General features: G+C 65.8%; 13 protein-coding genes. 5 read left to right on the forward strand and 8 right to left on the reverse strand.

The window, feature by feature from the left end; translation table 11 throughout:
* Window positions 1-837, forward strand: coding sequence for an SDR family NAD(P)-dependent oxidoreductase (locus A5747_RS04985; RefSeq protein ID WP_076122554.1), 837 nt, complete (start codon window positions 1-3; stop codon window positions 835-837).
* Here the strand turns inward: A5747_RS04985 and A5747_RS04990 are convergent.
* From A5747_RS04990 to A5747_RS05020, 7 genes are all read right to left on the reverse strand, one after another.
* Complete coding sequence (locus A5747_RS04990; protein ID WP_076122555.1) at window positions 834-3,260, reverse strand: CaiB/BaiF CoA-transferase family protein; 2,427 nt, start codon at window positions 3,258-3,260, stop codon at window positions 834-836. The genes A5747_RS04985 and A5747_RS04990 overlap by 4 nt on opposite strands.
* Window positions 3,257-4,375: a Xaa-Pro peptidase family protein gene (locus A5747_RS04995; protein ID WP_076122556.1), complete on the reverse strand. Its 1,119-nt coding sequence runs from the start codon at window positions 4,373-4,375 to the stop codon at window positions 3,257-3,259. The genes A5747_RS04990 and A5747_RS04995 overlap by 4 nt, the downstream gene beginning before the upstream one ends.
* The gene (locus tag A5747_RS05000; RefSeq protein ID WP_083667527.1) at window positions 4,365-5,534 is read right to left on the reverse strand and encodes a Xaa-Pro peptidase family protein; all 1,170 of its coding nucleotides are present in this window, start codon (window positions 5,532-5,534) and stop codon (window positions 4,365-4,367) included. The genes A5747_RS04995 and A5747_RS05000 overlap by 11 nt, the downstream gene beginning before the upstream one ends.
* 38 nt (window positions 5,535-5,572) lie before the next feature.
* A complete protein-coding gene (locus A5747_RS05005) occupies window positions 5,573-6,634 on the reverse strand; it encodes an amidohydrolase family protein (RefSeq protein ID WP_198938129.1) in 1,062 nt (353 codons plus the stop codon).
* A 141-nt stretch (window positions 6,635-6,775) separates the two neighbouring features.
* On the reverse strand, window positions 6,776-8,020 hold the full coding sequence (locus A5747_RS05010; RefSeq protein WP_076122557.1) for a cytochrome P450: 1,245 nt from the start codon (window positions 8,018-8,020) through the stop codon (window positions 6,776-6,778).
* A gap of 1 nt (window position 8,021) precedes the next feature.
* Entirely contained in the window at window positions 8,022-8,216 is a 195-nt protein-coding gene (locus A5747_RS05015; protein WP_076122755.1) for a ferredoxin, read from the reverse strand.
* 11 nt (window positions 8,217-8,227) lie between these two features.
* Window positions 8,228-8,893, reverse strand: coding sequence for a TetR/AcrR family transcriptional regulator (locus A5747_RS05020; RefSeq protein WP_076122558.1), 666 nt, complete (start codon window positions 8,891-8,893; stop codon window positions 8,228-8,230).
* Window positions 8,894-9,087: 194 nt separating this feature from the next.
* On the opposite strand from A5747_RS05020, the gene A5747_RS05025 reads away from it, so the two are divergent.
* Entirely contained in the window at window positions 9,088-9,513 is a 426-nt protein-coding gene (locus A5747_RS05025) for a PPOX class F420-dependent oxidoreductase (protein WP_076122559.1), read from the forward strand.
* Window positions 9,514-9,515: 2 nt separating this feature from the next.
* Here the strand turns inward: A5747_RS05025 and A5747_RS05030 are convergent, their stop codons facing one another.
* Window positions 9,516-10,322, reverse strand: a complete 807-nt coding sequence (locus A5747_RS05030) for an SDR family NAD(P)-dependent oxidoreductase (RefSeq protein ID WP_076122560.1) — start codon at window positions 10,320-10,322, stop codon at window positions 9,516-9,518.
* 139 nt (window positions 10,323-10,461) lie between these two features.
* On the opposite strand from A5747_RS05030, the gene A5747_RS05035 reads away from it, so the two are divergent.
* The 3 genes from A5747_RS05035 to A5747_RS05045 are packed head-to-tail and all read left to right on the forward strand — an operon-like array spanning window position 10,462 to window position 12,874.
* Window positions 10,462-11,229, forward strand: coding sequence for an SDR family oxidoreductase (locus tag A5747_RS05035; RefSeq protein WP_076122561.1), 768 nt, complete (start codon window positions 10,462-10,464; stop codon window positions 11,227-11,229).
* 29 nt (window positions 11,230-11,258) lie between these two features.
* Entirely contained in the window at window positions 11,259-12,002 is a 744-nt protein-coding gene (locus A5747_RS05040; RefSeq protein WP_076122562.1) for an SDR family NAD(P)-dependent oxidoreductase, read from the forward strand.
* A gap of 5 nt (window positions 12,003-12,007) precedes the next feature.
* On the forward strand, window positions 12,008-12,874 hold the full coding sequence (locus tag A5747_RS05045; RefSeq protein WP_076122563.1) for an ABC transporter substrate-binding protein: 867 nt from the start codon (window positions 12,008-12,010) through the stop codon (window positions 12,872-12,874).
* The last annotated feature ends 31 nt before the right edge of the window (window positions 12,875-12,905 follow it).

The following is a 12,905-nucleotide window of genomic DNA, read 5'->3' on the forward strand; positions in this document are numbered from 1 at the left end:
ATGGACGGATTCGAGGGACGCGGCGCGGTCGTCACCGGCGGTGCGAGTGGTATCGGCTTTGCCACCGCCACCGAGTTCGCTTGCCGTGGAGCGCGCGTGGTGCTCGCCGACGTCGACAAGCCCGGGCTGGAACAGGCGGTGGCACGGCTGCACGACGCGGGGTTCGACGCGCACGGCGTGACGTGCGATGTCCGGCATCTCGAGGAGATGGTTCACCTCGCGGATGAGGCCTTCCGCCTGCTCGGCCAGGTCGACGTGGTCTTCAGCAATGCCGGCATCGTCGTTGCCGGTCCGATCGCGCAGATGACGCACGAGGACTGGCGCTGGGTGATCGACATCGATCTATGGGGCTCCATTCACGCCGTCGAGGCGTTCGTGCCGAGGCTGCTCGAGCAGGGTACGGGCGGCCACGTCGCCTTCACCGCGTCCTTCGCCGGCCTGGTACCCAACGCCGGCCTCGGGGCCTACTGCGTCGCCAAGTATGGCGTGGTCGCCCTCGCCGAGACGCTGGCCCGCGAGGTGAAGGAGAGCGGCATCGGAGTGTCGGTGCTGTGCCCGATGGTCGTCGAAACCAAGCTCGTCTCCAACTCCGAACGAATTCGCGGCGCGGATTACGGATTGGCGGCGACCCCCGACGTGACGGGGTCGGTCGGGCCGTTGCCGGCGCAGGACGACTCCCTGGGCGTCGACGAGGTCGCCCGCCTGACTGCCGACGCGATTGTGGCCAACCGGCTGTACATCCTCCCGCATGAGGCCGCCCGCGCTTCCGTGCACCGCAGGTTCGAGCGCATCGACCGCACCTTCGACGACCAGGCGGCCGAAGGCTGGCGCCACTAAGCCGGAGCCTGGCCGATGATTCCGTCGGCCTCCAGCTCGGCAATCTCTGCCGGCGTCAAACCCAGTTCGGCAAGCAACTCGTGGTTGTGCTGCCCCAGCAGCGGCGCGGCCTTCGTGTGGGATCGCGCCGGACCGCCGGCGAACCGCATCGGCATGGTGCTGAGCTTGGCCCGGCCATTCACCGGGTGGTCGACTTCCTCGAAGAAGCCACGAAAAGCCAGCTGCTGCAGCTCCGTTTGGCGATGGGGCTGCATGACCTTGGCCACCGGCACTCCGGCATCCCAGAGCTTTGCGACGATGTCGTCGCGGGTGCGCTGTTCACACCAGGCGGCCAGGTGCTCGTCGATCGAATCCTGGTGTGCGCGCCGCCCGGCTTCCGTCGACAGCGCGGGATCGGTCGCCCAGGGCGGTGATCCGAGCGCGCCGCACAGGCTTTCCCACTGTTCGTCGTTAGTCACGGCTATCGCGACCCAGCTGTCGAGCCGACCGAACTCGTCGATATCGGCGGCGCGGTAGAGGTTCTGCGGTGCCGCGGCCGGCCCGCGATTGCCCGCGCGTTCCAGCAGCGCACCGTACGCGGTGTACTCGATGATCTGTTCGGCCGAGATGCTGAGCGCGGCATCGACCATCGCGGCCTCGACGAGCACGCCCTCACCGGTGCGGCAGCGGTGTTCCAGCGCCAGCAGCAGGCCGTTGAGCGCATGCACACCCGCATTGGGGTCGCCGATCGAATACGGCTCGTAGGGAGGACGGTCGGGATATCCGGTCAGCCAGCTCAGGCCGGAAGCAGACTCGATGGCATAGGCGAACGCGGGATTGTCGCGCCACGGCCCGTCGAGCCCGAATCCGGGCATCCGCAGCATGACGGCATCGGGCCGAATGGCTTGCACGGCAGCAAAATCCAGCCCGATCTGGTCCAGCACCCGAGGCGTGAAGTTCTCCACGACGACGTCACAAGTCGCGATGAGCCGGAGCAACACCTCTCGCCCGCGTGGGCTCTGCAGGTCCAGCGCCAGGCCTTTCTTGTTGGTGTTTAGCGCCGCGTAGATAGGCGACTTCTCCCACCATTGGTGTTCGGTGATCGGCACGCCGGCGATCAGCCGGGTACCGTCAGGCCGGCGCGCGGATTCCATATGCACAACATCGGCGCCGAGCATGGCCAGGAAGTGGGTGCAGGAAGGTCCCGCCCAGAACGTCGTCATGTCCAATACCCGGATCCCATTGAACGGCAACCGGTTCAGGGTGGAAGAGCGCGTCGGAGCCGGCCGTGGCGCCGAATTGGCGGCCCGGTAGCGCGCAGTGTGTTCACCGAGTCGCGGCGCTGGGCCGGGCGGGCGAAGCCGGGCGGGCGACATCCGGTATGGAGGGCCCGGCTGCTGGAAACCGTCACGCGGGTTGCGCACGAACGAGCCGCGTTCGACAAAGTGTTCCAGCGAGGCGATGTTCGCGCCGTTGGCGACGGGAGCGTTGGGAATCCGGAACGCCGTCGCGAGTTCGCGGATCTCGTAGACCTGATTGGCCTCCACCCACGCGTAGATGTCCTCGGCGTGGATGTTGGCCTGTTCGGTGATCGTCAGCGGCGATCCTTCATCGATCCATTCGGGGTGGCCAACCATCGCGCACAGGTCGAACCACTGCTGCGCGGTGCCGCATCCCAGGTCCACCAGACCGTCCTTCGCCTGGGCCACCCCCGGCACCGTGAGTCGGCGCGCATCCCGCCATGGCCGGCCCAGCAGTTCGAAGTAGGTGACCGGATAGTAGGTCAGGCAAAGGATTTGGGACTCGAGCATCGACAGGTCGATGAGATCGCCTGGCTCTGCCGAGTCACCGCGGCCAAACCGCGACGCCAGGATCGCGACGCTGGCGTAGGCCCCGGCCATGTATTCGCCGACCTGCCCGCCGATGTAGACCGGGGCCCGTTCGGGCAGTCCGCGTCCCAGCCCGACGATTCCGCCCGACCACGCTTGCAGGGTGAACTCGGTTGCGGCCCGGTCGCGCCAGGGGCCGTCCAGACCGAAGGCGGTGATCGACGCGACAGTTGCGTGCGAATGCACTCGATGAATCGCCGCGGGGGTGAAGTCTTGGTGTTCAGCCACTTTGGAACCCGCGGAACAGACCACCGCGTCCGCCGCGGCGAGCAACCGGTGGACCATCTCGACGTCGTCTTCCACGTCTGGATCGGCGACAACGCTGTGTTTCGATCCGGCCAGGAAGCTGAACAGCGCGCCGTCGGCGCCGGGTGGGATGGCCGCGCCCGACGCCGACCAGCGCCGCAGCGGATCACCTTGCGGCGGCTCGACTTTGATGACGGTGGCGCCGCCGTCGGCAAGCAACTTGGTGCAGTACGCGCCCGCAATTCCGGTTGAGAGATCGACCACCGTGTAACCGGACAGCGGCGCCTGCGGTTCAGGTTCCCCACTCATGCCTGCCACGACGGACTACGGGTCAGCACTTCGGGACCGTCGGCGGAGATGAGGACCGCCTCGCGTCCGAAGACCGCCCCGACCCCGGCTTCCCAGACATAGCCTGTTACGGCGAGCACCATGCCCGGCTCCAGCCGTTCGCGGAAAGCGCTTTCGGGCAGGTGGTCGGAGACCACGGGCGGGTCGAAGCCCATGCCCAGGCCACGCGCCACCGGCATCGGCGGTGGCGGTTCACCCGCGGCCTGGTAGGCGCCCAGCAACTCGGCGGTCCCGCCTCCGGGCCGGCACGCGGCTAACAGCTTGGCCCACAGGCTGTCCCAGCGTCGGTAAAGCGCTGCGGCGCCGGTGGGTACGCCTACGGGCCAGGTGCGTCCCACCTCGCCGATGTAGCCGCCGGCCAGGACGCCGGCGGAAAACGCGACGACGTCGCCCTCTTTAATGCGGCCGTCGCCGTTGACCCGACGCCACGGATGCGCGCGCGAAGTCACCCACGCGACATCCTGGTTCGACGGCGTGCTTACTCCGCCGGCCGCCAGCGCCTCCAACAGGACCCCGGCCAGAATCTGTTCGCTGACCCCCGGCCGCAGTTCGGAGACCGCGGCGGCCAGGCCCGACTCCGCGACCGCGATCGCCTCCCGCAGAGAAACCAACTCTTCGGCCGTCTTGATGCGCCGGGCGGCGCGCATGGCCAGTTCCCCGTCGACCAACTCGGCGTTGGGAAACGCGCTGGGCAGTAGCTTGGCGAAAGCCGGTGAGAGCGCATCGGTTCCGACGCGGCGCGCGGTGGCAGCGCCGTCGATGCGCTGCAGCGCCGCGATGGTGTTCATCGGGTTCCACGAGATGCCGTACAGGTTTTCGTGGGGAATGTCGTCGGGGACACCCTCATCCCACGTGCTGAGCAGATGAACGGCGCCGGTGTCACGGACCAGCACGCAGGTGGGGCCGAACGGGCGGGTGCCTGCGACCCACAGCTGCGGTGCCCCGGACACGTAACGGACGTTGGCCTGCCGCCCGAGCACCAGGACGTCGAGACCGTGCGCGGCCATCTGCTCCAGTGCCCGGTGCCGCCGTCCCAGCCGCAGCGCCCTATCGTCGGGCAGAACTTCAGTTGCCATAGGGGTCATAGGGGTAGTCGGTCAATTTGATCCAGCCGTCGTCGGTAATCACCAAGACCTCTTCGCTGCGATAGCCGCCGGTGCCGTCCTCCCAGACCACCGGCTCCAAAACCAGCACCATGCCCTGCTGCAGGACGAAATTCTCGTCGAACTCGTCGCCGAGATCCGTTCCTATCATCGGCATTTCGGCGGCGTTGACGCCGATGCCGTGGCCGAGGTAGAAGTGCGGAAGCCAGGGCTTCCTGCCGCCGTTGGCCTTGGTTGCTGCCCTGCCCAGGTCGGCGGCGGTGGCTCCGGCGCGCGCGACATCCAGCACGGCGGTCAAGATCTCGAACCATTTGTCGAACTGCACCCGCTGGCGCGGCGACGGGTCTTTGCCGACGATCCAGGTGCGCCCGAAGTCCGAGCAGTACCCGTGGTAGGTGATGCTGACGTCCGTCCAGAGCACGTCGCCTTCGGCCAGCTCGCGCTCGGTGGAGAGCAGGGGCAACGCGAGGTCTCCGTGCGTGGTCCACACGCCCTCCGCCTTGCTCGGCGGCATCACCTGCCAGATGGGCTCGAGCATGCTTGCCTCGGCACCCAATTCGAAAGCGCGTCGCAAAAAGCTTGCGGATAGCTCGATCTGGCGGATGCCTGGCGCCAGTGCCTTGTGGACCTCCACCATCGCCTGGTCGGTGATCCGCACCGCGGTGCGCATGCAGGACAATTCGTCGGGCGTCTTGACTGCCTTAGCGGCGCTGACGACGGCGGCGGCATCGGCGGGAGCGCCGTTGGGAAACAACAACTTCGCCGCGCGCGACATGGCGCCGGTGCACTCGTCGATGGCGATCACGGCGCCGGCAGGAATGAGGTCGGCCAGCTGGTGGGCGAAATTCCGGACGCCCTCGTCGAATTCGAGATAGACCGGCCCGTGTAGGTGGTCGGCGGGCAGGTCCGCCTCGTGCGCGGCGCCCTCGCGGAACGGCAGGAACAGGTGCGGCCACGGATCGTCGGCGACTATGACGGCGACGGGCCGCTCGACGTACGACAGCCCGGCGTCACCCAGGGGCCAGCTGGTCCCGGTGGCGTACACGACGGCGTTATTGCCCAGCAGGATCATCGCGTCGACTCCGCGTTCGGTCATCGCCGAGCGCAGCCGAGCCCCGGTCTCGCGACGCATGCGGGCGAGATCAGGTGTTTCGGGAATCGCGAACGTTGTCACAATCCGAGGAATTCGGTGATGTTGCCGCTGACGATGCGCGCCGCGTCGGCCGGGCCGACGGCGTCGACAACCGCCGCCAGTGACTTCTCCGAATAGCCGTATGTGCTTTCGTTGTGCGGATAGTCGCTGGACCACATCACCTTGTCCACGCCGATCTTGTCGATCAGTTGCAGACCCAGCGGGTCGACCATGAACGAGGCGCTCATGTGGGTGTCCCAGTAGTAGCGCACGTTGTGTTCCAGCGGCCGGTTGAACATGTGCTGATACGAGGCAACCAGGTGCTCGGCGTCTTGCAGCGCCCACGGCACCCACGAAATGCCGCCCTCGAACCAACCGATCCGCAGGCTTGGGTGCTGGTCGAGGATGCCGCCAAAGATGTACTTGGAGAACGTCTCCCGGAATCCATCGATGTTGATCATCATCCCGACGACGACGCTGTTGAACTCGCACGGGCTCTTCGGCGGAGTTTCCCCGATGTGGTGGGTTACCGGCAGGCCGGCGGCCTCGATCTCGTCCCACACGGCGCTCATCGACGTGCTCGAGTAGTCGATCGGGTTGCCGTCGTCGTCCTTGCCCGGGTTCAGCGGCATCAGGAACGTCTTGAGCCCCAACGATTTCAGCTCTTCCAACGTTTGCCGTGTGCCTTGCGGGTCCCACCAGTTGATCAGCCCGGCACCGTAGAAATGGCCGTCCGAGCGTTCCTGGAGCTCCGCGATGTATTCGTTGTAGATGCGGAAGGCGAGTTCGCGAAGCTTCTTGTCGGGATAGTGAAACAGCGCCAGCACCGCGTTGGGGAAGGCAAGTTCCTTATCGACTCCGTCCTCGCGCAGCTCCTGAATCCGGGCCTCGATGTTGGTGCTCGCGGCGCCGGGCAGGTCGTCGTATTGCATCAACACCGCGCTGAAGTCGCCCGGCAGGAACGACTGCCCCTTGCGCCCGACCTGGTACGCGCCGTCCTCATACCAGATGCGCGGCGCCTTCTCCTTGAGATCGTCGGGGAACCGTTCGTAGAAGATGTCGGCGGCCAGGGAAATGTGATTATCCGCGGAAAAGACCACTGTCCCGTCGGGCAGACCCACATCGGCGCCGCCGGCGTGCCCGCGGCGATCCTTCGGTGCGCCAAAGCCTTCGGGCGGGTAGAGCGAAATGGTGCTTGATTGAGTCGTCATCATTGACCCTCCATTCGGATCGGCATTTGGCTACCAGGTCACCGGCAATTCGTAGACGCCGTAGGCGAGACGATCGTCCTTGAAAGGGATGTCCTCGATCGGGACCGCCAGCGTCAGCGTCGGGATGCGGCGGAACAGCGTGCGGTAGACGATTTGCAACTCCGCGCGGGCGAGCTGCTGGCCCACGCACTGGTGCCGGCCGTAACCGAATGCGACGTTGCGATCGGCCCCCGCCCGGTGCAGATACAGTCGGTCCGGTTCGGGGAAGGCGTTGGCATCCCAGTTCGCCGGAGCCAAATCGATGATGATGCCTTCGCCGGCCTTGATGACCTCTCCGCCGATGTGGATGTCTTCGACCGCGACTCGGCGCTGACCATTCTGGATGATGCTGAGGTAGCGAAGCAGTTCCTCGACGGCGCTCGCGATGATCTTCGGGTCTTCGGCGTCGCGGATGACGGCGAGCTGCTCGGGATTCTGCAGCAGCGCAAGCACACCGATACCGATCATGTTCGAGGTGGTTTCGTGTCCGGCGATGAGCAGTCCGGTGCCGAGCTGCGCGGCTTCCTTGACGCTGAGCTCGCCGGCCTTGACGCGCTCGGCAAGGTCGGAGACCGCGTCCTCGGCGGGATTTTCCATTTTGGCCTCGACCAGCTGGGCCAGATATTTGTGCAGGCTGATCGCGCCCTTCGCGGTGTCCTCACCAGTCGCGTAGCGCGCCAGCCCCACGTTGGCGTGGTGCTGGAACATCTCGGCGTCCTCGTACGGCACCCCGAGCAGCTGGCTGATCACCAGCGACGGGACCGGCAGCGCCAGCGCGGTGACAATATCGGCGGGCTGTGGGCCGGCCAGCATCGCGTCGATGTGGTCGTCGGTGATCTGCTGGATGTTCGGCCGCAGACCTTCCACCCGCCTGAACGTGAAGGGCTTCGACAACATCCGCCGGAACCGGGTGTGCTCTTCGCCGTCGGAGGTGAAGACCGATCGCGGACGCTTGTGCACCGTGGACAACATGCCCGCGTTCCAGTGCGGAAAGCCGGGCACCCGATCGTCGACGCTGACGCGGGAATCGGAGAACAGTTCGCGCACTTCCTCGTAACCCGTGATGAGCCATGGTGTGCTGCCGTCCCAGATCCGCACCCTGGACAGCGGCTTGCTCGCCGCCAGCGCCATGACGTCCGGGGGTGGGGCGAAGGGGCAGCGCGCATTCCTGGCCATTGGGTAATCCGGGATTTCGGCGGTTGCCTGGGTTTCAGTGCCCGTCAGTGTGTCTGACATTTCATTCCTCGATGTAGATGGCCTGGGCGGGGCACGCGGCCGCCGCACGGCGTGCGCCCTCGGTCTGTTCCGCCGACGGATGCTCGTTGAGTAGGACGACGACACCGTCGTCGTCGCGCTGATCGAACACCTCCGGCGCATTCATGACGCAGTTCCCCGAGGAGGCGCAAATGTTCTGGTCGACAGTCACTTTCATGTTCAACACTTTTATTCGCACCGCGTGACCGGTGCCAACCACAGGCCCACGATCGCATCGATGAGTCCGGATGCTGCGGCGCGCCAAGAGGTTTGGTGCATGGTTGATCCTGCCGCCAGCGCACGCTCACGGTCGGCGCAGGTGTGCATCAGCAGGTTGCGCGCCATGATGTTGCGTTCGAAACGCACCTCGGCCGGCAGGTTGGGCAGGCAGCTGTTGATGCCGTCGACGACCTGGACCAGCGACGGCGAGCTGAGCGCCCCCTTGACGATGATGTTGTAGTAGGCCGGATCGGTCATCGCCTGCGCCGCGAAGCGCGCGTACCAAGTCGGATTGCCCAGATCCGCCAGATGCTCAGTGAGCGGGCGCACCAGGCAGCCCACCCAGTCACGCATCTCCGCCGGGCCGCCGGAGGCCGACAGCTCTGCCACCATTTGTTCGCGGAGTTCCTCGACGGGTCCGCGGTGTTTCTGCTCGATGGCGCGCACCAGATCGGCCTTCGTGCCGAAGTGGTAGCCCACCGCGGCGTTGTTGCCCTGCCCGGCGGCCTCGCTGACCTGCCGGTTCGACACGGCGAACATGCCGTGCTCGGCATACAACCGCTCCGCCGCCACCAGGATCGCCTCCTGGGTGGAGCTGGCCCGCTCGGTGCGAACCGTCCTGCCTGCCGTGGTCATTGCACTAGTCAACCCGCAGCGCGGGATTAAGTCAAGCGCTTGATTTAAACTTAGGCGGTCCCTTGCACGCCGAGCGTGACGCTGCAGTCACGTTCGGCCTCCAGGGTGACTGCAGCGTCACGCTCGAGGCGCCTCCGACGAGATCAGTCGCCACGGGTTGACTTCAACAACACTTGAAGTCCTAGCCTGCCGTCATGACCTTCAAATCGCATGAAATTGATTTCCTGCGCCAGGCCGACCTGGGCCGGTTGGCCACCATCCAGCGCGACGGCGCGCCACAGAACAGCCCGGTGGGATTCACCTACAACGAGGCACTGGGCACCATCGATATCGCCGGCTACCGGATGTCGAAGAGCCAGAAGTACCGCAACATCGCCCACGACAACAGGGTGGCCTTCGTCGTTGACGACATCACCTCGCGCGACCCGTGGCGGGTGCGTTGCCTCGAGATACGCGGAACCGCCGAGCAAGCCGAGGCACCGTCGGCACAGGGCGCCGCCGGTGACGAGCTCGACACGGCGATCATCCGTATCACGCCGCGGCGCATCATCAGCTTCGGCATCGACGATCAGGTCAGCGAGCCGCATCAGCTGCAGGTGGACCGGCGCGACGTTTCCTGAAGTCATCCCTTGGACTTGGACCGAATGGCCTTGCCGGCGACCGTCCCCCCATCCACCGGTAGCACGGTTCCGGTGACGTAGCGCGACCGGTCGCTGGCGAAGTACAGCGCAGCTTCGGCGATATCCGCGGGTGTGCCCTCGCGCTTCAACGGCCGGTCGGCTCGCATCGTCTCGCGGATTGCCGCCTCATACCGCTCGAGTTCCTCCGGATCCTTGTTGACCGTGGTAGCGAGGAGGGGGGTGGGGATGTTGCCCGGCGCAATGGCGTTGACTCGAATCTCGTAGTACGCCAACTCGATTGCCGCGGACTTGGTGAATTGGATGACTGCCGCTTTGGACGCGCGGTAAGTCATCACGCCACCGCCGGCCTGGATTCCGCCGATCGAGGTCATGTTGACGATGGATCCACCGCCGTGAGTCGCCATGTGCCGGGCGGCATCTCGGGTACCGGCCATCACACCCAGCACGTTGACCGCCATGACGCGGTGAAAATCGGCCAGGTCGTCGTCGAGAAAACGGCTGTGCATGGTGCTCGAAACCCCGGCGTTGTTGACCATGATGTGCAGGCCCCCGAATTTCTCGACGGCGGTCGCTACCAGCGCGCCAACCTGTTCGGGATCGGAAACGTCGGTCCGCCGAAACAGGGCGTCGGCGCCCAGCCCCGCCGCGAGGGCTTCACCCCTGTCCTCGTCGATGTCGGCAATGACGACCCGCGCGCCCTCGGCGACAAACCGCTCCACGGTGGCCCGGCCGATGCCGGAAGCACCGCCGGTGACGACGGCGACCTTGCCGGCCAGTTCATCAACCACACGACGAGTTAATCGGCGCGGGCCCCGTTAAGTCAAGCAGTTGATTTAAGGGGTTCGGCGAACTGGACGCATATCAATTCGTTTGCAGAAGTGGAAGGCTGACTTCACCGGCTCATTGACTACCTCGGGAGGGCTCACCATGAAGATTTTGGTCATCGGCGGCAGCGGGCTGATCGGCTCCCAGGTCATCGCCAATCTGACCGAGCTTGGACATGAGGCGATCTCGGCGTCGCCAAGCTCCGGTGTCAACAGTGTCACCGGTGAGGGTCTCGCCGAAGCGGTGGCGGGCGTGCACACCGTGGTGGACGTGTCCAACTCCCCGTCCTTCGACGACGAACCCGTGCTGCAGTTCTTCACCACGTCGACCAAAAACCTTCTCGCCACGGAACGCGAGGCCGGTGTGCAGCACCACGTCGCACTCTCGATCGTGGGTGCCGACCGCGCCCCGGACAGTGGCTACATGCGGGCCAAGGTTGCCCAAGAGAAATTGATCGAGGAATCGGGATGCCCGTATTCGATCGTGCGGGCGACCCAGTTCTTCGAATTCGTCGACGCCATCGCGGATTCGGCGACCGACGGCAACACCGTCCTGCTGCCGGAAGGGGCGTTCCAGCCCATCGCCGCGAAGGACGTCGCCACCGCCGTCACCCGCGCAGCAACCGCCGATCCGACCAACGGCATCACCAATATCGCCGGACCCGAAAAGCGTGGCATGGACGAATTCATCCGAACCGCGCTTGCCGGTTCCGGCGATCCACGCCAAGTCGTGGGCGACCCCAAGGCCCGCTATTTCGGTACCCAGCTCGACGAGCGCACCATCGTCCCCACCGACGGCGAAAACCCGACGATCTATCCCACCCGCTTCAGCGACTGGAAGGCCTCCCGGACTCCCAGCGGTTCGCAGTAGGCGCCAGGAGGCGAAGAGGGCTATACCTGATGCCACGGGTCGCACTGATCACCGGCGCCAGCAGGGGCATCGGCGCGGCGACGGCACGACTTCTTGCCGAACGCGGATTTCGGGCCGTGGTCAACCACCGCGCCAGCGCCCAGGAGGCGGAGGCGGTGGTCGCCGATATTACGTCGGGGGGTGGCGAGGCGATCGCAATACGGGCCGATGTCACCAATGCGGGTGCCATCTCCGCCATGGCCGACGAAATCGCACAGCGCTGGGGCGGGGTGGACGTGCTGGTGCACAACGCGTTGATACCGTTCACCGTCACATCGTTCGCCGACCTCACCTGGGAGCAGCTCGGCGGCAAGGTGAACGCCGAGCTGCACGCCGCATACATGTTGACGAAGACCGTTGTGCCCGGGATGATTTCCCGCAGTTATGGCCGACTGATCTATCTCACCACCGGACTGTCGCGGCGTCCCCGCGACGGGATGATCGCGCTGGGCACTGCGAAGGCCGCCCTGGACCAGTTCGTTCGATACGTTGCGCTCGAGCTGGCGCCGCACGGGATCACCGCCAACCTCGTCGCACCGGCCACGGTGAGCGGAACGACGGTGACCCAGCAGCTCAGCTCGGAGCGGATGCGTCAGCTCGGGGAGGCCGCGCCGATGGGACGACTCGTCACTCCGGAGGAGGTGGCCCACACGATCGCGTTCTTGGCAAGTGAGGACTCAGGTTTCACCACCGGACATTATCTGCCGGTCAACGGCGGCCTCTCAATGGACTGAACGCCGTGCACACGATCGACCTCGCCTACGTCGGGCGTGGTATCCACGAAGAACTGGTCGCCTACGTCGCCGATCAGGAAGGCTACTTCGAAGACGAAGGTGTCCATGTCGCCGTCAGGGACGGAATCCGCTGGGACACAGAACGTCTGCGTTCAGGTGCGACGATCGGACTCGGTCGGGCTCTGCTATCGCGCTTGACCGACGGCATCGAATGGACAGTGCTGAGCGTAAATACGCACCGTCCGTTGTTCTGGTTCCTCGGCGGCGCCGGCGTGACTTCCATGGAAGAACTTCGTGGACGACGGCTTGCGGTACACGCGGCGCACACCGCTCCTGGATGCTTTGCACGGATCGTGCTTCGCCGGCACGGCCTGGACCCCGACCGCGACCTACAGTGTGTGGTCCGGGCCCCGGGCGACTACCAAATGGATCTGCGGCAATTGCGCGACAACTCGATCGACGCGGCCTACGTCGGCAGCACCCTGGCACCCGAACAGGTGGCCGACGAGGAAGGGTTTCACGTGCTGTCCTGGGTCGGCGACCATTTTCAGATTCCGACTGTCGGAGTCGCGGTGGATCCGGCAAGCATCGAGATCGACAGCCCGGCGGTGCAAGGGTTGGTGCGGGCCAACCAGCGCGCCCTGCGGACAATTGCCGAAAGGCCGCAACTGGCCATCGAGTACCTGGCATCGTTTCTGAACCGGCTGACCCGCGATGAGGCCCGACGCCACTACGAGCGCTACATCGGTCCCTACTTCACATCCGATGGGCGGGTGGACCTCGACATCGCCGGACAGGCGGTCGACGCGGTCGCCGCCGAGCTCGGCGTCGCCTCGACATCTGCCGACCGGATCTACCAGCCAGCCCGATAACACGCATCCGGCCACCGACTCAACGACAAGG

The sequence above is a fragment of the Mycobacterium sp. IS-836 genome, from assembly GCF_001954275.1.
GTDB lineage: Bacteria > Actinomycetota > Actinomycetes > Mycobacteriales > Mycobacteriaceae > Mycobacterium.

Excerpts from the sequence above, each read along its gene's own strand:
- A5747_RS04985 (WP_076122554.1), top strand. The coding sequence starts at position 1 with ATGGACGGATTCGAGGGACGCGGCGCGGTCGTCACCGGCGGTGCGAGT.
- A5747_RS04990 (WP_076122555.1), bottom strand. The coding sequence starts at position 3,260 with ATGAGTGGGGAACCTGAACCGCAGGCGCCGCTGTCCGGTTACACGGTG.
- A5747_RS04995 (WP_076122556.1), bottom strand. The coding sequence starts at position 4,375 with ATGGCAACTGAAGTTCTGCCCGACGATAGGGCGCTGCGGCTGGGACGG.
- A5747_RS05000 (WP_083667527.1), bottom strand. The coding sequence starts at position 5,534 with ATGCGTCGCGAGACCGGGGCTCGGCTGCGCTCGGCGATGACCGAACGC.
- A5747_RS05010 (WP_076122557.1), bottom strand. The coding sequence starts at position 8,020 with ATGTCAGACACACTGACGGGCACTGAAACCCAGGCAACCGCCGAAATC.
- A5747_RS05015 (WP_076122755.1), bottom strand. The coding sequence starts at position 8,216 with ATGAAAGTGACTGTCGACCAGAACATTTGCGCCTCCTCGGGGAACTGC.
- A5747_RS05020 (WP_076122558.1), bottom strand. The coding sequence starts at position 8,893 with ATGACCACGGCAGGCAGGACGGTTCGCACCGAGCGGGCCAGCTCCACC.
- A5747_RS05025 (WP_076122559.1), top strand. The coding sequence starts at position 9,088 with ATGACCTTCAAATCGCATGAAATTGATTTCCTGCGCCAGGCCGACCTG.
- A5747_RS05035 (WP_076122561.1), top strand. The coding sequence starts at position 10,462 with ATGAAGATTTTGGTCATCGGCGGCAGCGGGCTGATCGGCTCCCAGGTC.
- A5747_RS05040 (WP_076122562.1), top strand. The coding sequence starts at position 11,259 with ATGCCACGGGTCGCACTGATCACCGGCGCCAGCAGGGGCATCGGCGCG.